This is a genomic window from Streptomyces sp. NPDC048275, assembly GCF_040652275.1.
Lineage (GTDB): Bacteria > Actinomycetota > Actinomycetes > Streptomycetales > Streptomycetaceae > Streptomyces.
Map to the genome: position 1 here is coordinate 71,501 of NZ_JBEZLR010000024.1, position 21,774 is coordinate 93,274.

The following is a 21,774-nucleotide window of genomic DNA, read 5'->3' on the forward strand; positions in this document are numbered from 1 at the left end:
CCGTGGACTTCCAACCCAATGACGACCAGCGGGCGTTGCGGGCGGGCGTGCGCGAGCTGCTGACCGCGCGGTTCGGCCCCGAACAGCTGCGCGCCGCCGTGCGCGACGGGCATCACGGGCGCCCGCGCGTCGACCGGGCGCTGTGGCGCGAGCTCGGCGAGGCGGGGTTCTTCGCGCTGCGGCTGCCGGAGGCGGACGGCGGCGTCGGACTCGGCCTCCCGGAAGCGGTGTTGGCCTTCGAGGAGGCGGGGCGGGTACTGCTGCCCGGTCCCCTCATCGCCACTCATCTCGCCGCGGGCGTGGTGGCCGGGGCGGCGACCGGGGAGGCCGTGGTGACGGCCGTCGACGGCGGGGGGCTGGTGGAGTGGCTGCAGGAGGCGGATGTCGTACGAGGGGTGGGTGAGGTACGGGACGGGGGTGTCGTACGGGACGGGGATGTCGTACGAGACGCGGGTGTCGTACGAGGAGATGTGGTCGGTGCCGAGCCGTTGCGGTCGGTCGACCCGCTGACGCCGCTGCACCGGGTGCCGGTGGCCGCACCGCACAGGGAGTCCGTCTCCGTCACGGCCGCCCCCACGGACGTACTCCTCACCTCCCTCCTCACCGCCGCCGAACAGCTCGGTACCGCTGCCCGTACCTGCGAGACGGCGGTGCAACACGCCCGGACGCGCGAGCAGTTCGGGCGGCCGATCGGGGCCTTCCAGGCGGTGCAGCATCTGTGCGCGCGGATGCTGGTGCGGGTGGAGGTGGCACGCGCCGCGGTCTACGCGGCCGCCGTGACCGCCGACCCGCTGGACGTCGCGGCGGCCCGCCTGCTCGCCGACGAGGCCGCCGTGCGCGGCGCCCGCGACTGCCTCCAGGTGCACGGCGGCATGGGCTTCACCTGGGAGTCCGATGTCCATCTGTATCTGAAGCGCGCGTGGGTGCGGACCCAGCGTGGAGGTTCGAACACGGAGAGTGAGGATTTGTTGGCGGCCGACCTGTTGGCCGGAACGGCCCAATAGGGCTCTGTGCAGGCACGGTCCGGAAGCGGGCGAAATGAATGTCGCGGATCGTGGCATACCGGAATTACGGAGCGTTGATATCGGGTTGTGTCCTAGGCGTGACTTGTCACGGCCCGGAGTCGGCGTCGGGCTCCGGTACCTTGTGTGGGATGCGAGTGGTTCCGAGACTGAGCCATCCCGGTGTTGCCTCTGAGGCCGCGCCGGATCCGGCGATGCGCGCCGCTCGCAAGGCGGTGCGGGCTCCCGCGATCGCCTGTTCGACTCCCTATGGCGAGCGTCGCACAGTATGCCGCACGCGTACTTCTTCGCGCTGGAATATGCCCGAAGCGCTTGTTGGGGTGACTGTACGTCAACCATGCTGTCTCTCAAGGGAATCACGTTCCGTGACCCTGGTTCTGGTCATGCAGGTCATGGCCACAATCGTGGCCCTCGTGAGGCGCGAGGCGATGTGTCCGCCGGTTCGGATGGTGTGAGCGGTGCAGGTGCTTCAAGTGCAGCTGGAGATCCGGCCCGACCCCGCGGAGGTGGGGCGAGCCCGGCGATGGGCCCGTTCACGGCTCGCCGGGTCCGGGATAGAAGCCGATGAACCGCTCGCCGAGACGCTGATCCTGCTCGTCTCCGAACTCGTCACCAACGCCGTGGTGCACACCGGCTGTCCGGCCGTGCTGCGGCTGACTCTGCCGGGTGTTCCCGGCGAGACCGTCGGCACCGTCCGCCTGGAGGTGGCCGACTCCAGCGCCTGCCCCCCGACGCCCCGGCATGCCGACGGCGACGAGACGAACGGGCGCGGCCTGGAACTGGTCGACGGCCTCGCGGACCGCTGGGGCTGGAACCTCGAGGGTGCCGGCAAGAGCATCTGGTGCGAGGTGGACCGCTGTACACCGGGTGCGACGACGGAGGCCGTGTATACGACCTCGACGTACGGGGATTTCGCGTACGAGGCGTACGAGGCCGTCTAGGTTTTTGCGGCCGCCCAGGTCCCTGTTCCCGGTTCTTGTTCGCGGCAGTTGTTCTCGAGTTCGTGCATCTATGCACGAATTCCGTTTCCGTGACCTTGGGAAGGACTGAGTGCGCCGGGGTGTGCTTCTGTGCGCGCCTTCACAAATCGGTCGTAAGTGATGAATCACCGAACGGGTGTTGACGTGGCGTGTCCGTTTGATCACGCTTGTGTTCAGCGATTCGCCGCGAGGGGACGGCGAGGGTTCCGGTGACGGGGATCCTCGGCGAATGCGGGTCGTGATTCGGCGTCAGCTCCTACCGGGGTCAGAGGGAGCAGGGTGGATGCGCCGGAACCGGCCGGTGGTGCGCGGTGCCGTGCTCGGGGCGGGCAGTGGCGCGCCGCCGGCCGACCTGATGAGGGGGGTTCGCCTCAGAGGATGGCGACCGGCGCCACGGGGGTTCCCGTGCCGCCCACGAAGGGTTCGGGCATCGCCGACAGGAGGAACGCGTAGCGCTTCTCTTGTCCACAGGCTGTGGACAACTCTTCGAGATTCCAGTTCTGGCCCTGCAGCATCCCCATCTCGACCAGATCGAGCGCGTGCACGGGCAGCCACAGATTCTCGATTTCAGGAGGAAAGACCTCAAAGGTGAGGGTGTCGTTCGCGACGGCCGCGACATCGCGCGCGTGGAACCACTCGGGCGTGCGGATCGACAGTCCGGGCGACGGATACGCGTACGCGTGCTTGTCGCCCGCCAGATAGACCTGCATCTGCCCGGTCCGTACGAGCACGATGTCCCCGGGGCGCACGCGCGTGCCCGCCAACTCCTCCGCCGCGTCCAGGTCCTCGGGGGTCACGGCGTACCCGCCGTCGAGTCGGTCGGCCCCACGGGCGCGGGCGACGTCGAGCAGTACGCCCCGCGAGACGATGTGCCGGGGCTTGTCGATTCCGCTGAACTCGGCGCCGCCGTGCGGGGTGATCGTGTCGGCCGGGCGCCCGTTGTAGAGCTTCCCGGAGTGCGAGACATGGGTGAGCGCGTCCCAGTGGGTGGCCGCCTGGAGGCCCAGGGTCACCGCGTCGTCGCTGCACGCGACGGTGCCGGGTCCGAAGATCTCCTGGTTGATCTGCACCATGACATGCAGCGGATTGACCCGACCGGGGATCATCCCGGTCTGGACCCCGTCCTGCTGGAGAGGGAGCGCGAGGGGGACGCGGCGGCCCGTGCGCACGCTCGCCGCCGCCTCGCGCACGACCTCGTCGGTGATGAGATTCAGGGTCCCGATCTCGTCATCGGCCCCCCAGCGCCCCCAGTTGTTCACGCGCTTGGCGATGTCGTGGAACTCCGGACGGAGCGTCGGCAGTGACATGAGTCCTCCCCGGGGCTTGTCTCCAGGCATCTGACGGGTCGTAGAATCTGAGTCGGATCGAATCTAACGGACCGTCAGAAACTGCGGGAAGGGGCCAGGCATGGGGAACTTCTTGGCAGGCAAGGTCATTGCCGTGACGGGGGCGGGCCGGGGAATCGGCCGCGCCGTCGCCCTCGCCGCCGCGGCGCAGGGGGCGCGCGTCGTCGTCAACGACTACGGGGTGTCCGTCGAGGGTGCCGAGCCGACGAGTTCCATCGCCGACGCCGTGGTCAAGGAGATCGAGGCGGCAGGCGGGGAAGCGGTCGCGGTGGCCGACGACATCTCGACGATGGCGGGCGGGCAGCGGGTCGTCGACGCGGCGCTGACGTCGTACGGGCGCATCGACGGAGTGGTGTGCGTGGCCGGCATTCTGCGCGAGCGGATGCTCTTCAACATGTCCGAACAGGAGTGGGACCCGGTCGTCGCGACCCACCTGAAGGGCACGTTCACGGTCTTCCGGGCGGCTTCGGCGGTCATGCGCAAGCAGGGTTCGGGCACCCTGATCGGCTTCACCAGCGGCAATCACCAGGGCTCGGTCGCGCAGGCCAACTACAGCGCCGCCAAGGGCGGGATCATCTCGCTGGTGCGGAGCGCGGCGCTCGGGCTGCACAAGTACGGGGTGACGGCGAACGCGGTGGCACCGGTCGCCCGTACGCGGATGTCGGCGAACGTCCCCATGGAGCTCAAGGAGATCGGCGAACCGGAGGACGTGGCCGCACTGGTGGTCTACCTGCTGTCGGACCGCGCCCGAAAGGAGCGGATCACCGGGCAGGTCTACACGATCGCCGGGCCGAAGATCGCGGTGTGGGCGCAGCCGCGGGAGCTGCGAGCGGGGTACGCGGAGGGCCCTTGGACTCCGGAGCGGATCGCGGACTTCCTGCCGGGGACGGTGGGGGTGGATCCGATGCCGTTGCTGGAGCAGGTGGAGGCGATGGCGCGGGCGGCGGCGGAGAAGTCGCGACCGAACGCGTGAGGGTGCCGTGGTGCGGGCGGGGCGGGAGGGGAATCGCGTGGAGTTCGGATTCGATGCCGAGGACGAGGTCTTCCGGCGAGCGGCGCGGGACTGGCTGACGGCGCATCTCGATGATGGCCCGGGGGCCCGGCAGGACTGGGAGCGGGAGCTGGGCCGCGGCGGCTGGATCGGCCTCGGGTGGGGTGAGGACGGGTACGGGAACCGGCGGGCGAGCCTGACCCAACAGGTCGTCTGGGCCGAGGAGTACGCCCGTTCGAAGGCGCCCGCCCGCTCGGGGCACATCGGCGAGAACCTGTTGGCCCCCACCCTCATCGCGCACGGGACACCGGAGCAGAAGGCCCGCTTCCTGCCCCCCGTCGCCCGCGGCGAGGAACTGTGGTGTCAGGGCTACAGCGAGCCCGGCGCGGGCTCGGACCTGGCGGGCCTGCGCACCACCGCGCTGCTGGAAGGAGACACGTACCGCGTCACCGGCCAGAAGATCTGGACCTCCCTCGCCCACGAGGCGCACTGGTGCTTCGTCCTGGCCCGGACGCGACCGGAGTCGACCCGCCACCACGGCCTGTCCTTTCTCCTCCTCCCGATGGACCAGCCGGGCCGTATCGAGGTCCGTCCGATCCGCCAGCTCACCGGTACGAGCGAGTTCAACGAGGTCTTCTTCGACGGAGCCGAGGCGCGCGCGGAGCACGTCGTCGGCGGCGAGGGAAACGGCTGGCGCGTGGCCATGAGCCTCCTCGGCTACGAGCGCGGCGTCTCCACGCTGGCCCAACAGATCGGGTTCGCGAGGGAGCTGGGGCGGGTGGTGGAGACGGCCGTCGCGAACGGCGCCGCCGCCGATCCCGTCGTACGTGACCGCCTCGTACGCCAGTGGGCCGAGCTCCGCGCGATGCGCTGGAACGCCCTGCGGACCCTGGGTGGTTGTGGCGACGCGGGCGCTCCCAGCGTCGCCAAACTGCTGTGGGGCCGCTGGCACCAACGGCTCGGCGAACTCGCGGTGCAGATACGGGGTCCCGAAGCCGCGACCGGGCCCGTGGACTGGTCGCCGACGGCGCCGTACGAACTCGACGCGTTCCAGCACCTGTTCCTGTTCAGCCGGGCCGACACCATCTATGGCGGCTCGGACGAGATCCAGCGCACCATCATCGCCGAGCGCGTGCTCGGCCTGCCGAGAGAACCGAAAGGCTGAGTGACGCGATGAGTGGCGTGACGCAGGGCTCGTTGCAGGGCGTGATGCGGGGCGTGATCTTCGACGGGAAGCGGACTCAGGTCGTGGACGATCTGGAGATACGGGATCCAGGACCCGGCGAGGTACGGGTCGCGATCTCCGCGGCCGGACTCTGCCACAGTGACCTCTCCGTGGTGGACGGGACCATACCCTTCCCCGTACCCGTGGTGCTGGGCCATGAGGGCGCGGGGGTCGTCGAGGCGGTGGGTGCGGGCGTCACCCACGTCCGGCCCGGGGACCATGTGTCGCTGTCCACGCTCGCCAACTGCGGTGCGTGCGCCGAGTGCGACCGGGGACGCCCGACGATGTGCCGAAAGGCGATCGGGATGCCGCAGCAGCCGTTCGCGCGGGGCGGGCAACCGCTGTACCAGTTCGCGTCCAACTCAGCCTTCGCGGAACGCACGTTGGTGAAGGCCGTCCAGGCGGTCCCGATTCCCCAGGACATCCCGCTGCCGTCCGCCGCGCTGATCGGATGCGGAGTGCTGACGGGCGTGGGGGCGGTGCTGAACCGCGCGCGCGTGGACCGGGGTGACAGCGTCCTTGTCATCGGCACGGGCGGAATCGGGCTCAACGTCATCCAGGGCGCGCGGATCGCGGGCGCCCTGAAGATCGTCGCGGTCGACTCCAACCCCGCGAAGGAGTCCATGGCCCGCAGGTTCGGCGCGACGCACTTCCTCACCTCCACGGAGGCCGTGCCGGACATCCTCCCCGCGGGCGCGGACCACGCCTTCGAGTGCGTCGGCCGCGTCGAACTCATCCGCCAGGCCATCGACCTGCTGGGACGGCACGGCCAAGCGGTCCTCCTCGGCGTACCCCCGGCGACCGCCGAGGCGTCCTTCCTCGTCTCGTCGATGTACCTCGACAAGTCCATCCTGGGCTGCCGCTACGGCTCCTCCCGCCCCCAGCGGGACATCGCGCTCTACGCGGAGTTGTACCGGGAGGGACGGTTGCTGCTGGACGAGTTGGTGACGCAGACGTACCTGATCGAGGACTTCGACAAGGCGGTGCAGGACGCGAGGGAGGGGAGGGTGGCGAGGGCGGTGCTGACGTTTTAGAGGGGCAACTCCTCGATGCAGGGCGGGGGCGGAGCCGGAGTCGGGGGTCGGGGGTGGAGCCAGAGCCGGGGGTCGGGGGTGGAGTTCAGAGTCGGGGGCCGGGGGCAGAGTCCCCGAGGCGGGGGCCTGAGGCAGAGTCCCCGAGGCGGGGGCCTGAGGCAGAGTCGCAGAGGCGGGGGTCCAGGGGGCGCAGCGCCCCTGGCGGGGGGCTGGGGGCGGAGCCCCCAGGAACGGATGGGACGGGTAGGGGCGGCGGGGGCGAAATTCCCCCACCCGGCACCCGCATACGCGCCGCCACCCGAAGTTATCCACAGGATTATCCACAGGCCAGGAAATCCCGTGGGCCACTGTCGGCGGCGTCCCCTAACGTCGTCGCATGAGCTACCGAGACGTCGCGTCCAAACAGGTCCTGGCCTGGGCCACCGTAGCCATCGCCGCCCGCATGCCGGTCGCCATGGCCCCCCTGGCCCTGATCTTCCTGGTCCGCGAGCGCCCTGGCGGCTACTCGCTGGGCGCGGCCCTGGCGGCGGCGTACGTGATCGGCGAGATCGCGGGCGCCCCCCTCCTCGGCACGCGCCTGCGCCCGGACCGAGCCCGCCCCCACCTGGCCGTCGGCCTCGCGGCGGGCTCGGTCGGCTTCGCGGGCCTGGGCGCGTTACCGCAGGCGCACCCGGCGATCCTCGCGGCGTTCGCCGCACTGGCGGGCGCCGCCCCCGCGGCGGCCCCCGGAGGGCTCCGCGCCCTGCTCACCAGCCTGGTCCCGAAGCGGGCCGTCGCCCAGGCGCTGTCCATCGAGTCGATGGTGACCTTCGGCATATGGTCCCTGACCCCGGCGGCGGTCACCGGTCTGGCGCTCGGCGTCGCCCCCAGGGTCCCGTTGCTGCTCGCCGCCGCCCTGATGGCGTCGTCCGTCGCGGGCCTGTGGCTGCTGCCCGCGGGCTGGCACGCGGACGAGGCGGACCGGGCCGGCGAGTCGATGCCGCGCATCCTGGCCAGGGCATGGCCGGCGTACGTCATGGGCGCGGCCGGTCTCTCGCTGCTCGCCCTGGCCGAACTCGTCCTGCCCGCCCTCCTCGAACAGCGTGCGATAGGCATCGGCTGGGCGGGCCCGCTGCTCACGGGGCTGTCGCTGGGCTCGGCGGTCGGCGCGTTCCTGTACGGGCTGCGCTCCTGGCCGGGGCGACTGAGCACCCGCAGCGTGGTGCTGACCTGCGGCACCGCGGCGTGCCTGGCGCTGGTCGCGCTGATACCGGGCCTCGCCTGGATGGCGGCCGCGCTCGTGGTCGCGGGCATTCTGCAGGCGGGCGCGATGCTCACCCGCAATCTGTCGCTGCGCGAGATGCTCCCGCCGAGCGCGCTGGCGGCGGGGTACTCCGTGATGTACGCGGCGGTGGGCGCGGGTTACGCCGCGACGGGCTCCCTCGCGGGCGCCCTGCTCCACTTCGTCGCGCCCTCGACCGCGGTCCTGGCCGGCGTCGGACTCACCCTGCTGCTGACTTTTGTGGGCGCACTGGGCGAGCGCGGTGGTGGAACGAGGCCCGGGGGCGGGGTGGAGTCAACTGGCGGTGTTGAGAGGGGCGTTGCTGAGGGGAGCGTTGTCGAGAGGAACGTTGTAGACGGGAGTGCTGTCGAGGGGAGCGTCGTCGAGGGGAGAGCTGTCGAGCCGGGTGTCACCGATCCCGCCGACGTTCCCGGACCGAAAGGTGCGTCGATATGCGGTGGGGGTGACCCCGACCGCCGCCTGTAGGTGCTGCCGCATCGACTGGGCCGTTCCGAAGCCGGCGTCCCGCGCCACCTGGTCGATCGACAGGTCGCTGGACTCCAGCAGGTGCCGGGCCCGTTCGACGCGCTGCTGAGTGAGCCACTGCCCGGGGCTGACGCCGACCTCCTCGCGGAAGCGGCGCGTGAAGGTGCGTACGGACAGGGACTCCTGTTCGGCCATGTCGCGCAGCTGGATCGGCTTGTCGAGGCGGCCCAGCGCCCACGCACGGGCGGTGGTCGTGGTCGCCGCCTGCGGCTGTGGCAGGGGCCGCTGGATGTACTGGGCCTGTCCGCCGTCCCGGTGCGGCGGTACGACGGTGCGGCGGGCCACCTCGTTGGCGACGGCGGTGCCGTGATCGCGGCGTACGAGATGGAGGCACAGGTCGATCCCGGCGGCGACGCCCGCCGAGGTGAGCACGTCGCCGTCGTCGACGAAGAGCACATCGGCGTCGACCTCGACCTTCGGGAACAGCCGCTGGAAGTGCTCCGCGTGCATCCAGTGCGTGGTGGCCCGGCGGCCGTCGAGGTATCCGGCGGCGGCGAGGACGTATCCGCCGGTGCAGATGGAGACGAGGCGGGTGCCGGGGCGGATGCGGGCGAGGGCGGCGTCCAGTTCGGGGGTCAGGATGCCGTCGCCGTAGACCGGTCCGAGCTCGTAGGAGGTGGGGATGACGACGGTGTCGGCGGTGGCGAGGGCCTCCGGTCCGTTCGCCACGAGGACGGCGAAATCGGCGTCCGTCTCGACGGGGCCCGGTGGCCGGATCGAGCAGGTGACGACGTCGTAGAGCTTCCGTTCGTCCGCGTCCTGGGCCTTGCCGAAGATGCGCTGCGGGATGCCGAGCTCGAACGGCATCAGCCCGTCGAGGGCGAGGACGACGACGCGATGCCTGGGGCGTGCGCCCTGCGAGGGGGCCTGCTGCCGTGTCCGTCGCTGTGCCCGTTGGTGTGCCTGCTGCTGTGCCTGCTGTGCGGCCATGGCCCGATTCTAACGAATGCTGTCCTTCGGGCCACTCGTTCGCGGAGAAAGCAGGCCGCAAGCTCTATGTCGTGACCCAGACAGCCGAAACAGCCACCGCCGCACAGGAACCCCGGCCCACTCGTCCCTCCGCTCACCGCATCCACCGCGCGTGGTTCGTCGCCGCCGTCACCTTCGTGACGATCATCGGGGCGGCGGCCTTCCGTTCGCTGCCGGGACTGCTGATCGACCCGCTGCACCAGGAGTTCCACTGGTCGCGCGGCACGATCGGCGCGGCGGTGTCGATCAACCTGGCCTTGTACGGACTGACGGCGCCCTTCGCGGCCGCGTTGATGGACCGGTTCGGCATCCGGCGCGTGGTCGCGGTCGCCCTCGTGGTGATCGCGCTCGGCTCGGGCCTGACGGTGTGGATGACGGCGGTGTGGCAGTTGCTGCTCTGCTGGGGGCTGCTGGTGGGCCTGGGTTCCGGTTCGATGGCCCTGGCCTTCGCGGCGACGGTCACCAACCGCTGGTTCACGGCACGGAAGGGCCTGGTCACGGGCATCCTGACGGCGGCCTCGGCCTCCGGCCAGCTGATCTTCCTGCCGCTGCTCTCCTGGATCGTCACGGAGCACGACTGGCGCCCGGCGGCGGTGACGGTGTCCCTCGCGGCGCTCGCGGTCGTCCCCTTCGTATGGCTGCTGCTGCGGGACCATCCGGCGGACGTGGGCCAGAAGCCGTACGGGTCCGAGGAGTTCGTGGCGAAGCCCGCGCCGGTGCCGGGTGCGGCCCGGCGTGCCGTGAACGTCCTCCTCTCCGCGGTCCGCACCGGCCCCTTCTGGCTGCTGGCCGGTACCTTCGCGATCTGCGGCGCCTCGACGAACGGTCTGATCCAGACGCATTTCGTGCCCGCGGCCCACGACCATGAGATGCCGATCACGGCGGCGGCCTCGCTGCTCGCGGTCATCGGCGTCTTCGACGTCGTCGGCACGATCGCCTCCGGCTGGTTCACCGACCGCTTCGAACCGCGCCGTCTGCTCGCGGTCTACTACGCCCTGCGCGGTATCTCGCTCCTCTTCCTCCCCATGCTTCTGGCCCCGACCGTGCACCCCCCGATGATCTTCTTCATCGTCTTCTACGGCCTCGACTGGGTCGCCACGGTCCCGCCCACGCTGGCCCTGTGCCGTGAGCAGTACGGCGAGGACAGCGCGATCGTCTTCGGCTGGGTCCTCGCCTCCCACCAGGTCGGCGCCGCGCTCGTCGCGTTCCTCGGTGGCGTCGCGCGGGACACGTTCGGCTCGTACGACGTGGTCTGGTACGCCTCGGGCGCGCTGTGCGCGGCGGCGGCGCTGATGGCGCTGGTGATCCGGCGACGGCCGGTTCGGGCACTGCCGGCGCCGGTGCCGACGGCGGTCGTCTGAGGGCGGATCCGTATCGGTATCCGCATCGGGACCCGTATCGGGACCCGTATCGGGACCCGTATCGGGACCCGTATCGGGACCCGTATCCGTATCAGGACCCGGACTACTGGTCGACCGCCTACTGCCGGCTCCCCTGGGCGAACCGCCCCTTGTGGAACAGCAGCGGCGCCACATCGGCGTCGCTCGCACCGAGCGCGTCCACCCGGCCGACCACGATCAGATGGTCGCCGCCCGTGTGCACCGCATGGATCGTGCAGTCGATCCAGGCGGCGGCGCCCGCGAGGCGGGGGGAGCCGGAGACGGGCGCCGCGTCGTACCCGACCCCGGCGAACTTGTCCGCCCCGCTCACCGCGAACCCGCGGCACAGCTCGCCCTGGTGCGCCCCCAGGATGTTGACGCAGAAGACGCCCGCGCGGGCGATCCGCGGCCAGGTCGTCGACGTACGGCCGACCATGAAGCAGACCAGCGGGGGGTCGAGCGAGAGGGAGGCGAAGGACTGACAGGCGAAGCCGGCCGGGCCGTCGGCGGCCTCGGCGGCAGGAGCGGTGACCACGGTCACGCCGGTCGCGAAGTTCCCCAGTACCCGCCGGAATTCGGCCTGATCGACCGGCGCCCGCTCGTCGTCACCGACCGCGCGCAGCTCCGGGCGCGGCAACGCCTCGACGGGCCCCCCGACGGTGGGGGCCCCGGCCGACCTGAGATAACGGACGGCGGCGGCCGCCATCCCTGCGTGTCCCATCACATCGACCATTGAAGCTGACGGAGTGTCAGATAGGAAGGGGTGGGGGCCGGTACGAATCGGCGCAGGTGCGGACTCGGCGGCCCCGGTGCAGGTGCGGGCTCAGCGGCCCCGGTACAGGGGGCTCCGCCGCTCGGTGAAGCTTGTGACGCCCTCGGTGGCGTCCGCCGTCGTCATGTTGATCTCCTGCGCGGCCGCCTCGGCGGCGAAGGCGGTGGCGCGGTCGGCATCGAGGGAGGCGTTGACCAGCTGCTTGGTGAGGGCGAGGGCGCGGGTCGGGCCGGTGGCCAGGCGCTCGGCCCATTCGCGGGCGGTCTTGTCCAACTCCTGTGGCGATACGACCCTGTTGACGAGCCCGATCCGCTCCGCGTCGGCGGCCGTCAGGGCGTCGCCGAAGAACATCAGCTCCTTGGCGCGCTGAGGGCCGACGAGACGGGGGAGCAGATAGGCCCCGCCGCCGTCCGGGACGAGACCGCGGCGCACGAACACCTCGATGAACCTTGCCGGTTCGGCGGCCAGTACGAGGTCGCAGGCGAAGGCGAGGTGCGCGCCGATCCCGGCCGCCGTGCCGTTGACCGCCGCGATCACCGGTTTCTCGCAGTCGAGGACGGCGGCGATCAGGCGCTGGGCGCCACGGCGGATGGTGCGGGCGACGTCGCCGGGCAGCCGTTCTCCGACCGGCGGCCCGCCGCGCAGGTCCGCGCCCGCGCAGAAGCCGCGGCCCGTCGCCGTGATCACGACGGCCCGTACGGCGGGGTCCGCGGACGCGTCCGCGAGCAGCGTGATCACGCGTTCCCGCTGGTCCCAGGTGAGGGCGTTCAAGGTCTCGGGCCGGTTGAGGGTGATCCACGAGACGGCATTGTCAGTGGCGTGAAGTATCAATGAGTCGAGGGAATTTTCGGCAGATGTGTGTGGTTCACGGGGGGAGTCGGACATGGGGGTACTCCGTTTCGTACGGGGATGGCTGAGCGCCTTGCGGAGGAGGCCTGGCTGCTCAGTGGCACACCACCAGCGCGTCCAGCGCCACCGCCCCCTGCCCCCTGGGCAGCACCATCAGCGGATTGATGTCGAGCTCCGCGATGTCGTCCCCGAGTTCGAGCGCCATCCGCTGCACCCGGAGCACGACCTCGACCAGCGCGTCCACGTCCACGGGCGGAGCCCCGCGCACGCCGTCGAGGAGCGCCCGCCCCCGCAGCTCGCGGAGCATCCCCCGCGCCTGGTCCTCTCCGAAGGGCGGCACGCGGACGGCCGCGTCCCGCAGTACTTCGACGAGGACGCCGCCGAGCCCCACGGTCACGGTCGGCCCGAAGAGCTCGTCGTGCGTGACACCCACGACCATCTCGACACCCCGCTCGACCATCTGGCACACCAGCACCCCGTCGAGCGAGATCCCCTCGTAGCGTGCGATGTCGGTCAGCTCCCGATAGGCGTCCCTGACCTGGCTGGCGGAGGTCAGCCCGATCTTCACCAGGCCGAGTTCGGTCTTGTGGGCGATCTGGGCGCCGGAGGCCTTCATGACCACCGGGTAGCCGACGAGACCGGCCGCGCGCACGGAGGCCGCCGCGCTGGTCACCAACTGCTCGCGCGGCACCCGGATCCCGTACGCCCGCAGCAGCTGCTTCGCCGCGTGCTCGCTCAGCTGCTGCCCGGGCCGCATCAGCGCCTGCGCCTTGCGGAAGGACGGCGAGGGGGTGCGCGGCGCCTCGTCGAAGGGCGAGCGGTAGGCGGCGACGAACCGATGGTGCTCCAGGTAGGCACGCACAGCCGTGATGCAGTTGGCGAACGTACGGAAGGTGGCGACCCGCGACGACCCGAGCAGCGTCTCGCGGTACGCGGCCTCCGTGCCGACCGGAGATCCCCACACCACGCACACCAGCTTGTCCGTCTGCTCCGCCGCGTTCACCAGATCCTGCGCGAGCTTGTCGCTCATGGGCGGGAAGGGCCCGGTGATCGGGCAGATCAGCACCCCGACCTCCGGGTCGGCGAGGAGCGCGTCGATGATCTTCCGGCCGCGCCAGTCGCCGACCGGGTGCCCGCCGTTGTCGACGGGATTGGCCACGCTCAGGTACGGGGGTATCCACTGATGCAGCTCGTCCTGCTTGGCGGCGGACAGAGCGGGCAGGGACAGCCCCGCCTCGGTCGCCAGGTCCGAGAAGTGCGCGCCCGTGCCGCCCGAGATCGAATAGACGACGACCCCGTCGGCCCGAGGGGGTCGGGCTCGGGCCAACAGGGCGGAGGTGTCCTGGAGTTCGTCCAGCCCGTCGACGCGGATCACGCCGTACTGCCGCATCGCGGCGTCCACCACCGTGTCGGCGCCGGTCAGTTTGCCGGTGTGTGAGGCGGCGGTGCGGGCGCCGGTCTCGGTGCGGCCGACCTTGACGGCGACGACGGGTACCCCGCGGCGGGCGGCGCGGTCGGCGGCGAGCAGAAAGGAGCGGCCGTCCTTGAGGCCTTCGACGTAGCAGGCGATGGCGCCGACCTCGGGACGCTCGGAGAAGTAGGAGATGAAGTCGGCGGTCTCGAGGTCGGCCTCGTTGCCGGTGGGCGCCCAGTGGGAGAGCCGCACGCCGAGCTCCTGCATCGCGAACACCGGACGTCCCTGGTGCCCGGACTGGGTGATGAGGGCGATCGCGGGGCCGTCGAGATCGTCGCGGAACTTCTCGAAGGCGTTGAGGTTGGTGTTGGGGCCGAGCAGCCGGAGGCCGGAGCGGCGGACGGCGGTGGCGAGCCGGGCCTGCGCGGCCGCGCCCTCGGTACCGGTCTCGGCGAACCCGGAGGCGAAGGCGACGGCGAACTTCACCTTGGCCTCGGCCAGTTCCCCGATCAGGGGGAGGGGGTCGCCGACGAGGAGCACGGCGAGGTCGACCTGCTCGGGCAGGTCCGCGACGGAAGGGGAGCAGGGGATGCCGAAGACGGACTGACGGCTGGGGTGAACCGGGTGCAGCCGGGCACCGACGCGTTCGGCCCAGGCGATCAGCTGCCGGGTGATGCCGGTGTTCGGCCGCCCCTCGGCGTCCGAGGCGCCGATGACAGCCACGGACTCGGGGCGGAAGAGTCGGTCCAGGTCAGGTACGCCGGCGTACAGCGGACGGCCGCTGACGTCCAGGTCGTCCACCTCGGCCGGCCTGCCGTGCACGACCGGTGAGGGCTGCTCGCCGCAGGCGATGACCCGGGCCCGGCGGGAGTCGGTGGTGAGGGTGCCGTGGGTTGATCCAAGCATCGGTCCGCCCGCTCCTGTGTGACAGCCAATTAACTGACGCAGTGTCAGATTACTTAACTGACGCGCCGTCAGGAACCGTCGTGCAGGCATTGTTGTGCAAGCAATCAGGCGTGCGAGCGACCGTGGCCGCGCGTCCGGAGGGGGATTCGCCGGACGGTCGGGCGCGCGAGGCGCGTGGCGGGCACCTGGTTCGTACCCGCCAGGTGTCGGACCGGAACGCGTGTCGGGCCGGGGCGCGTGTCGGACTGGGACGCGTGTATCGGACCGGGAGGTGTATCGGATATCGGGCCGGGACACGTCGGACCGGACACGTCGGAGTGCCTCGGGGGCGTGCCTCACGGCGTGCCTCGTGGGTCCGAGAGGTGGGTGGGGAGGTGTGTGTGGCTGGTTCAGTGGGCGTTCGGGGAGGGTTTGCGCGGCGTGGAGCGGGCGACCGCCTTTGCGATTTTCTCGGCGTCGAGGGCGAGTTCGCGGAACATGCCGCTGATGGGGTTGGTGAAGCCGGTGAAGTAGAGGTCGGGTGCCTTTTTCGGGGTGCGGGCGCCGTGCACGACCGGGCGCCCCCGGCCGTCGAGGACGTCGAGGTGCCCGACGAGGCCCTCCAGGGCGCGCCGGTACCCCGTCGCGGCGATCACGACGTCCGGCCCGATCCGCTTCCCGTCGGCGAGGACGATCTTGCCCTCCTCGAAACCGTCCACCGCGGCCACGATCTCGACCCGCCCCTTGTGGACGGCGTCGATGAGGCCGACGTCCTGGACGGGAATCGAGCCCTCGTTGACGCGGGAGTAGAGGCCGGTGTCGGGGCGGGGCAGCCCCTGCGCCGAGAGGTCCGGCACGCTCAGCTTGGCCATCGGCCCGGCCAGTCGGTCAACGAGGCCGACCGGCAGTCTGCGGCACAGGATGCCGGTGAGCTGGGCGGGCCAGCCCGCCGTCGAGCGGCGCACGATGTGCGGCGCCGTGCGGACCGCGAGGCGCACGCGCGCGGCGCCGCCCTCGATCAGGTCCACGGCGATTTCGGCTCCCGTGTTGCCGACGCCGACGACGAGGACGTCGCGGCCGGCGTAGGGGGCGGGGTTGCGGTAATGGGCGGCGTGCAGGAGTTCACCTGTGAACGTGTCGCGGTCGGCCCAGTCGGGGAGGTGGGGCGTGTGGTTGAAGCCGGTGGCGACGACCACCGCGCTGCCGGTCAGCTCCCGGCCGCCGCTGGCACGCAGCAGCCAGCCGTCGCCGCCCGGGGCGGGCTCGATGCGCGAGACCTCCACGCCGGTCACGATCTCCAGCTGGTGGTGCTCGGCGTACTTCTCCAGATAGCGCACCACGTTGTCCCGCGATACCCAGCGGCCGAAGGAGCGCGGCATCGCGAGGCCCGGGAGGGCGGACAGCCGCCGGGTGGTGTGCAGGTGCAGTCGGTCGTAGTGGCGGCGCCAGGATGCCCCGACCTGGTCGGACTTCTCCAGTACGACGGCCCGTACGCCCTGGGCGCGCAGTGCGTACGCCGCCGCGAGGCCGCCGGGGCCGCCGCCGATCACGTACACGGGGCGGTCTTCGTGGGACGGCACCGGGCGGGGCGTCGAGGGAGCAGTCGAGTCGGCCATGAGCGCGAGCGTAATCACGTCCTCGCTTGATAGGTCTCGGTCAAGACCGGAATCGGTTGCGAACGGATCACGGCTGTAGGGGGATTGGGTGGGGTCGGTGACGTAGGTCACTCGATTGTGGTGGAGGGGTGTGGGGATGCACGCCTCTTGCGCCGGCCTTCTCCGTACGCTGAACTGACATACCGTCAGATCCCGGCGACGGCAGGGGAGTGCATGGAGCGCATGGACACGATCTGGCTCGGCGGGGCGGAATGGCTGGCCGTGCTCCGGATCGGGCTCGGGCTGTGGTGGCTGGAGAGCTGGCGGCACAAGGACAAGAAGGGCTGGTTCGAGCGGGGAACCGGGATCGCGTGGGCGGCGGACGTCGCGGCCAAACACCGGTGGAACGCGGTGCGGTCCGGTTTCGACGCGGTCGTCGCGCCGCGCCCGCGGGCGATGGCATATGTCGTCGTGTACGCGGAGCTGGCGGTGGGGCTGGGGCTGGTGGTCGGCCTGTTGACCCCGGTTGCCCTGGTGGGCGGGCTGCTGCTCAATCTTCTCTACCTCGTCCTCATGATCCACGACTGGGCCGAGCAGGGGCAGAACGCGATGATGGCGCTGATCTCGGCCGTCGCGCTGTTCGGGATGGCGTGGCAGACGTGGTCGCTGGACAGCGCGATCGGATGGTTCTCATGAGGGGGGGCTGTTCGCGTGAGGGGGTCGTTCGAGTGAAGGGGCTGGTCTCGTGAGCGGTGCGCGGTTCGACGTGCCCGAGGTGGACGCCTTCACCCGGCCGTACTGGGACGCGGCCGCGGCGGGGCGGCTGCTGCTGCGTCACTGCGCGGCCTGCGGGCGGTCCCACCACTACCCCCGCGAGTTCTGCCCCCACTGCTGGAGCGAGGACGTGAGCTGGCGTCCCGCGAGCGGTCACGCCACGCTCTACACCTGGTCCGTCGTCCACCGCAACGACCTCCCGCCGTTCGGCGAGCGGGTGCCGTACGTCGCCGCGGTCGTCGACCTCGCGGAGGGGCCGCGAATGATGACCGAGGTGGTGGAGTGTGCGGAGAGCGAGCTGCGGATCGGGAGGGAACTGGAGGCCGCCTTCCGTGCCGGAGTACCGGTTTTCCGGCCCCAGCCCCAGCCCCAGCCCCAGCTCCGGGCCGCCTCCCCGCAAGCTGCTTCCCCGTGACCCCAGGAGACCCGGGAAGCTCAGGAGCCCCGGGTGTGATGCCGGTGTGCGGGCAGGTTTCAATGGCTGGATGGCCGACGTCGACGAACAGCCCCTCTCCCACCCCTTCCCCGAACTGCACGGGCACGGCCTGCGGCTGCGTCTCTGGGACGCGGAGTCCGACGCCGACGTCGAGGCGTGGCTGCGCGGGGTGTCCGACCCGGAGTTCCAGCGCTGGAACACCCCACTCCGGATCGTCCGGGACATCGACGGCGCCCGCGAGTCACTCCGCTCGCGCGCCGAGAACGTCGCCGACGGCACCGGCGTCTTCCTCTGCGTCACGGACGCGGCCAGTGGCGCGACGCTCGGCCACATAGGCATCCAGGAGATCGACCACGTCATGCGCGTCGCCCGCGTCGGCTACTGGGTTCTGCCCGAGGCCCGCGGCCGCCAGGTGGCCGCCCGCGCCCTCGCTCTGGCCGCCCGCTACGCCTTCGGCGCCGTCCGGCTGCACCGGCTCGAACTCGGTCACGCCCTCGGCCACGACGCGTCCTGCCGGATCGCCGAACGCTGCGGGTTCCGGTACGAGGGGACGCTGCGGGGGGCGATGTTCGAGGCGGGGCGGCAGGACGCGTTCCGGGACGTGCATCTGCACGCACGGCTCGCCACGGATCCGGCGCCGACGTTTCCGACACCGGCGAAGGAAACCGAGGGCGACGTCCAGCCGTAGTCTCGATTACCGCCCGGTCGCCGACTTCGCGACGTACGGCTTCGCGACGTACGACCTCGCGGGCGGCGTCACGGCCACAGCAGCTCCTTGATCCAGTCGTCGTCCACACGCCGGTAGGTGAGGCGAACGTGCCGGCGCCGTGCGTCTCCCTGGAAGAACTCGACCTCTTCCGGGCGGAGTCGGTACAGGGTCCAGGTCGGGGCCTGGGCGTCCGGCTCCCGCCGAGCCCGGTCCCACGCCGCGTCCGACGCGCGCTCCAACTCCTCGTACGAGGGCAGGACGTCGCTTTGGTGGCCCACCAGGGCGGCGGCGAGCGCGCCCGTGGAACGGGCGTGCAGGTCGGCCTGGCTCTGAGCTGCCGACGCGACGGTGACGGGGCCGCGGAGGCGGATCTGGCGGCCCTGCGCGGGCCAGTAGAAGCCGAGGGCCGCGTACGGGCGGGCGCCCAGTTGCCTTCCTTTGCGGCTCGTGGCGTGCGACGCGAACGACCAGCCGTTGGCGTCGGCACCGTGCAGCATCACCGTCCGGACGTCCGGGAGCCCGTCCTCGTCCGTCGTCGCCAGCGCCACCGTGTGCGGCTCGGTCTGCCCGGCCGCCACCACCTCCGCGAACCAGCGCACGAAGAGCGTCAGCGGCTCCTCGGGCGCCTCGTCCGGCTCGAAGGGCGGCAGTTCCGTGACGTCGGGGTCCCACACACGCAGCGACCTGAGCAGCTCATGAAGATCCGGTTCCATGGGCCGAGTATCGCTCGGGAGACGGTGGACGCACCGTCCCCGCTCACTCCGCCACGTACGCGTTGAGCGGCGACACACCGTCCAGGTCGACCTGGAGCCCGTGCAGCGCCGTGGAGTACAGGAACGTACGCAGCGGCACGTAGAGGGGGACGGCGGCCGCCTGCTCCATCACGAGGTGATCGACCGTGGCCCACAGCTCGCCGGCGTCGCTGAGGTTCTGCGCGGCGTCGGCCTCGTCGATGGCGGCGTCGACCTTGTCGCTCTTGAGGCGGGAGTAGTTCTGTGAGGTGGGGTAGGTGTAGCGGCCGTCGAAGTAGTTCGGCAGATAGGTGGAGGCGACGGGCAGGCCGCTGCCGACCGGGAAGCGGAACAGGTCGTACTCCCCGGAACCCGCCTTGTCGTAGTAGTCCGAGGTGTCGGGATTCACGGTCTGTACTCGGAAACCGGCCTCCTCCAGGGCCGACTTGACGACCGCCGCCCGTTTGCCGTCCGCCGTCGAGGCGTACGCGAGAGTGATCCGGAATCCGGTCTTGCCTGCCTCCTTCAGGAGGGCGCGGGCCTTGGCGGGGTCCCCGTGCGCGCCCGGCCGGTACAGGTCGAAGGTGCGGGAGCCGCTGAGGCCCGGGGCCATCAGATGGGTCGCGACGGTGCCGTCCTCGCCGCTCGCCGCGAGGACGTCCGCGGTGGGCAACGCCGTGGCGATGGCACGGCGGACCTTGAGGTCCTTCACCCGGGCGGTGTTGATGATGTACGCGTGGACGAACGCGGCGGGGGCGGACAGCCGGCCCGTCCCCGGTGCCCGGCCCAGGCCGTCCTTGTCGAGGGTGCCGGTGAACGACATGACCGCATCGTCCGAACCCGCCTGCTGCGTACGTGACTTGATCTCGTCGAGGGTGACGTTGCCCTCTATGCGGTACGTGTCGGGGTACGCGGTGCGCAGCGGATCCGCGTCCGCCTTCCACTGGGGGTTGCGGGTGAGGGTGAGGTCCTGGGCTCCCGCGTAGTCGGCGACCTGGTACGGGCCGGTCGACGGCATGGTCTGCGAGCCGTCGGTGACGCCCTCGACCCGCTCGGGGACGGGGGCGCCGGTGGGGCCGGCCAGCGCGACGTTGAAGTCGGGATGGACGTCCCTGAGGTGGTAGACGACGGTGCGGTTGTCGGGCGCCTCGATGGTGCCCGGAGTGAAGACCGGCTCGTCCTCGATGCCCGCGGCCTGCTCGGTGCCGAGGATCCAGGAGCGCAGGGTCCCGTCACCGACGACGAAATCCGGGTCCACGGTGCGCTCGACGGCGTGGACGAAGTCCTGGGCGCGCACGGGAGTTCCGTCGTTGTAGGTGAGGCCGGGCTTGAGGGTGAAGGTCCAGGTCAGTCCACTCGACGAGACGCGTCCGGTGTCCGTGGCCAGATCGCCGACGAGCTTCACCGTGCCGTCGGGCATCGTCTTGAGACCGGTCATGCTGCGGTACACCAGGCGGGAGACGAGACGCTCGGTGCCCGACCACATCTCGCCGGGGTCGATGGTGGTCAAGCCATCGGGTTCGAGGACGGTGACCGTGCCGCCCTTGCGTGCACCGGTGACGGCGGGCGCCGGGCCCTTGGAATCCGTGGCGCTGCCCAGGGACAGCGTCTGGGTCCGGGCGACCTCGGCGACCGATCCGGGCTTCCCGCCGACCGAAGTGCCGGTGGAGCCACCGGTGTTCGAGCCGCTGTCGTCGTCCTTGCCGACTCCGAACGGATCGACAAGGGTGAACGCGGTGATCAGCGCGGCGACGGAAACGGCCGCGGCGCCGCTGATCCACCAGGTACGACGCGGTCGGCCGCGGCCGGAGTCGCCCTGTCCTGCCGCCCCCGCCCCCGCCCCCGCGCCCGTCCCCTCCGCTGTCCCCGCGGGCTGGGACCGCGGCGGCTGCCACGACGCGGGCGGGGCCACAGGCTTCGGAGGGGCCAGCCGGTACGAAGTCACCTCGGCCGATTCCGTGTCGGGCCGCGGCGCGGGGTGGCCTGTTGACCGCGCCAGCTCCTCCAGCGCCGCTCGCGCCTGGTGGGCGGTCGGCCGGGTCTCGGGTGTCTTCGCCAGCAGCAGGCCGACCAGTTCGTCCCACCGTGGCGCGAGTCCCGGGCGGCGGACCGACGGCTTGTCCGGCGTCTCGTACACATGGCAGTGCATGAGGGCGGCGGCCGACGGGGCATCGAACGGCGGTGCGCCGGTGAGCATTTCGTGGATCATGCATCCCAGCGAGTACAGGTCGCACGCGCTGTCGTCCGCGACACGACGGAAACGCTCCGGCGCCATGTAGTGCAACGTGCCCACGGGCGAGTCCGACGTCCGCGTCAGATATCCGGCGCCGGTCGTCGCGTCCAGGAACTTCGCGATGCCGAAGTCGAGGACCTTCACCAGGCCTTCCTCCGTCACCATCACGTTCGCCGGTTTCACGTCGCGGTGGACGATGCCCGCGCCGTGCGCCGTCTCCAGTGCACGGCACACCTGCGCGGAGATCTGCGCGGCGCGTCCGGGCGGCAGCTGTCCGGCCTCGGCGATCAGGTCGAGCACCGTCCGGCCGGACAGCAGGGGCATGACGATGTACGGGACATCGCCATCCGTTCCGTGGTCGAAGACCGGCACGATGTACGAACTGTCGAGGGCCGCGGCCGCCCGCGCCTCCCGCACGAACATGGCGAGCAGCCGCTCCTGCTCGGCGCCCCCGGTGCCCGGCGGCAGGCTCAGCAGCTTCACCGCCACCTGCCGGTCGAGGCGAGCGTCACGAGCCCGCCAGACCACCCCCATGCCGCCTGCGCCGATGCGCTCCGTGAGTGTGTACCGATCGTCCAGAACCGTGCCGCGCATTCCACCCCCACCCGCCCCCGTGCCGTCCT

General features: G+C 71.2%; 17 protein-coding genes and 1 pseudogene. 10 read left to right on the forward strand and 8 right to left on the reverse strand.

Annotated features, from left to right (window positions below):
• Positions 1–2: 2 nt before the first annotated feature.
• Positions 3–1,004, forward strand: coding sequence for an acyl-CoA dehydrogenase family protein (locus AB0D57_RS17080; protein ID WP_362072516.1), 1,002 nt, complete (start codon positions 3–5; stop codon positions 1,002–1,004).
• A gap of 476 nt (positions 1,005–1,480) precedes the next feature.
• Entirely contained in the window at positions 1,481–1,963 is a 483-nt protein-coding gene (locus tag AB0D57_RS17085) for an ATP-binding protein (RefSeq protein ID WP_362072519.1), read from the forward strand.
• 410 nt (positions 1,964–2,373) lie between these two features.
• Here the strand turns inward: AB0D57_RS17085 and AB0D57_RS17090 are convergent, their stop codons facing one another.
• Positions 2,374–3,309, reverse strand: a complete 936-nt coding sequence (locus AB0D57_RS17090) for a cyclase family protein (protein ID WP_362072522.1) — start codon at positions 3,307–3,309, stop codon at positions 2,374–2,376.
• Positions 3,310–3,409: 100 nt separating this feature from the next.
• On the opposite strand from AB0D57_RS17090, the gene AB0D57_RS17095 reads away from it, so the two are divergent.
• The 4 genes and pseudogenes from AB0D57_RS17095 to AB0D57_RS17110 all read left to right on the forward strand — a co-directional run.
• Positions 3,410–4,321: an SDR family oxidoreductase gene (locus AB0D57_RS17095; RefSeq protein WP_362072525.1), complete on the forward strand. Its 912-nt coding sequence runs from the start codon at positions 3,410–3,412 to the stop codon at positions 4,319–4,321.
• 37 nt (positions 4,322–4,358) lie between these two features.
• The gene (locus tag AB0D57_RS17100; RefSeq protein WP_362072528.1) at positions 4,359–5,504 is read left to right on the forward strand and encodes an acyl-CoA dehydrogenase family protein; all 1,146 of its coding nucleotides are present in this window, start codon (positions 4,359–4,361) and stop codon (positions 5,502–5,504) included.
• Between the two features lie 44 nt (positions 5,505–5,548).
• On the forward strand, positions 5,549–6,598 hold the full coding sequence (locus AB0D57_RS17105; RefSeq protein ID WP_362072606.1) for a Zn-dependent alcohol dehydrogenase: 1,050 nt from the start codon (positions 5,549–5,551) through the stop codon (positions 6,596–6,598).
• Positions 6,599–6,974: 376 nt separating this feature from the next.
• A pseudogene (locus AB0D57_RS17110) lies at positions 6,975–8,120 on the forward strand (MFS transporter); the annotation flags it as partial.
• Between the two features lie 33 nt (positions 8,121–8,153).
• On the opposite strand, the gene AB0D57_RS17115 reads toward AB0D57_RS17110, so the two are convergent.
• Positions 8,154–9,335 (reverse strand): helix-turn-helix domain-containing protein, encoded by a 1,182-nt coding sequence (locus AB0D57_RS17115; protein WP_362072531.1) that lies wholly within the window; start codon positions 9,333–9,335, stop codon positions 8,154–8,156.
• A gap of 71 nt (positions 9,336–9,406) precedes the next feature.
• On the opposite strand from AB0D57_RS17115, the gene AB0D57_RS17120 reads away from it, so the two are divergent.
• The gene (locus AB0D57_RS17120) at positions 9,407–10,735 is read left to right on the forward strand and encodes an MFS transporter (RefSeq protein WP_362072534.1); all 1,329 of its coding nucleotides are present in this window, start codon (positions 9,407–9,409) and stop codon (positions 10,733–10,735) included.
• A gap of 118 nt (positions 10,736–10,853) precedes the next feature.
• On the opposite strand, the gene AB0D57_RS17125 is transcribed toward AB0D57_RS17120, so the two are convergent.
• The 4 genes from AB0D57_RS17125 to AB0D57_RS17140 all read right to left on the reverse strand — a co-directional run bounded on the left by AB0D57_RS17125 (position 10,854) and on the right by AB0D57_RS17140 (position 16,289).
• A complete protein-coding gene (locus AB0D57_RS17125; protein ID WP_362072537.1) occupies positions 10,854–11,474 on the reverse strand; it encodes a flavin reductase family protein in 621 nt (206 codons plus the stop codon).
• A 102-nt stretch (positions 11,475–11,576) separates the two neighbouring features.
• Entirely contained in the window at positions 11,577–12,410 is an 834-nt protein-coding gene (locus AB0D57_RS17130; RefSeq protein ID WP_362072540.1) for an enoyl-CoA hydratase-related protein, read from the reverse strand.
• A 58-nt stretch (positions 12,411–12,468) separates the two neighbouring features.
• Entirely contained in the window at positions 12,469–14,694 is a 2,226-nt protein-coding gene (locus tag AB0D57_RS17135; protein ID WP_362072543.1) for an acetate--CoA ligase family protein, read from the reverse strand.
• A gap of 389 nt (positions 14,695–15,083) precedes the next feature.
• A complete protein-coding gene (locus AB0D57_RS17140) occupies positions 15,084–16,289 on the reverse strand; it encodes an NAD(P)/FAD-dependent oxidoreductase (RefSeq protein WP_362072546.1) in 1,206 nt (401 codons plus the stop codon).
• A 222-nt stretch (positions 16,290–16,511) separates the two neighbouring features.
• On the opposite strand from AB0D57_RS17140, the gene AB0D57_RS17145 reads away from it, so the two are divergent.
• The 3 genes from AB0D57_RS17145 (at position 16,512) to AB0D57_RS17155 (ending at position 18,166) form a co-directional block, all read left to right on the forward strand.
• The gene (locus tag AB0D57_RS17145) at positions 16,512–16,964 is read left to right on the forward strand and encodes a DoxX family protein (RefSeq protein WP_362072609.1); all 453 of its coding nucleotides are present in this window, start codon (positions 16,512–16,514) and stop codon (positions 16,962–16,964) included.
• A gap of 49 nt (positions 16,965–17,013) precedes the next feature.
• Positions 17,014–17,457, forward strand: coding sequence for a Zn-ribbon domain-containing OB-fold protein (locus AB0D57_RS17150; RefSeq protein ID WP_362072549.1), 444 nt, complete (start codon positions 17,014–17,016; stop codon positions 17,455–17,457).
• 70 nt (positions 17,458–17,527) lie between these two features.
• Positions 17,528–18,166 carry a GNAT family N-acetyltransferase gene (locus tag AB0D57_RS17155; protein WP_362072552.1) on the forward strand — a complete coding sequence of 213 codons (639 nt, stop codon included), beginning with the start codon at positions 17,528–17,530 and terminating at the stop codon, positions 18,164–18,166.
• Positions 18,167–18,234: 68 nt separating this feature from the next.
• Here AB0D57_RS17155 and AB0D57_RS17160 read toward each other — a convergent pair whose 3' ends face one another.
• On the reverse strand, positions 18,235–18,900 hold the full coding sequence (locus AB0D57_RS17160) for a pyridoxal 5'-phosphate synthase (RefSeq protein ID WP_362072555.1): 666 nt from the start codon (positions 18,898–18,900) through the stop codon (positions 18,235–18,237).
• 43 nt (positions 18,901–18,943) lie between these two features.
• Positions 18,944–21,745, reverse strand: a complete 2,802-nt coding sequence (locus AB0D57_RS17165) for an ABC transporter substrate-binding protein (protein ID WP_362072558.1) — start codon at positions 21,743–21,745, stop codon at positions 18,944–18,946.
• Between the last annotated feature and the right edge of the window lie 29 nt (positions 21,746–21,774).

Coding starts and splice junctions, on each gene's coding strand:
- AB0D57_RS17140 (WP_362072546.1), bottom strand. CDS start 16,289: ATGGCCGACTCGACTGCTCCCTCGACGCCCCGCCCGGTGCCGTCCCAC.
- AB0D57_RS17145 (WP_362072609.1), top strand. CDS start 16,512: ATGGACACGATCTGGCTCGGCGGGGCGGAATGGCTGGCCGTGCTCCGG.
- AB0D57_RS17130 (WP_362072540.1), bottom strand. CDS start 12,410: ATGTCCGACTCCCCCCGTGAACCACACACATCTGCCGAAAATTCCCTC.
- AB0D57_RS17095 (WP_362072525.1), top strand. CDS start 3,410: ATGGGGAACTTCTTGGCAGGCAAGGTCATTGCCGTGACGGGGGCGGGC.
- AB0D57_RS17105 (WP_362072606.1), top strand. CDS start 5,549: ATGCGGGGCGTGATCTTCGACGGGAAGCGGACTCAGGTCGTGGACGAT.
- AB0D57_RS17160 (WP_362072555.1), bottom strand. CDS start 18,900: ATGGAACCGGATCTTCATGAGCTGCTCAGGTCGCTGCGTGTGTGGGAC.
- AB0D57_RS17115 (WP_362072531.1), bottom strand. CDS start 9,335: ATGGCCGCACAGCAGGCACAGCAGCAGGCACACCAACGGGCACAGCGA.
- AB0D57_RS17165 (WP_362072558.1), bottom strand. CDS start 21,745: ATGCGCGGCACGGTTCTGGACGATCGGTACACACTCACGGAGCGCATC.
- AB0D57_RS17135 (WP_362072543.1), bottom strand. CDS start 14,694: ATGCTTGGATCAACCCACGGCACCCTCACCACCGACTCCCGCCGGGCC.
- AB0D57_RS17125 (WP_362072537.1), bottom strand. CDS start 11,474: ATGGGACACGCAGGGATGGCGGCCGCCGCCGTCCGTTATCTCAGGTCG.
- AB0D57_RS17155 (WP_362072552.1), top strand. CDS start 17,528: ATGGCCGACGTCGACGAACAGCCCCTCTCCCACCCCTTCCCCGAACTG.
- AB0D57_RS17090 (WP_362072522.1), bottom strand. CDS start 3,309: ATGTCACTGCCGACGCTCCGTCCGGAGTTCCACGACATCGCCAAGCGC.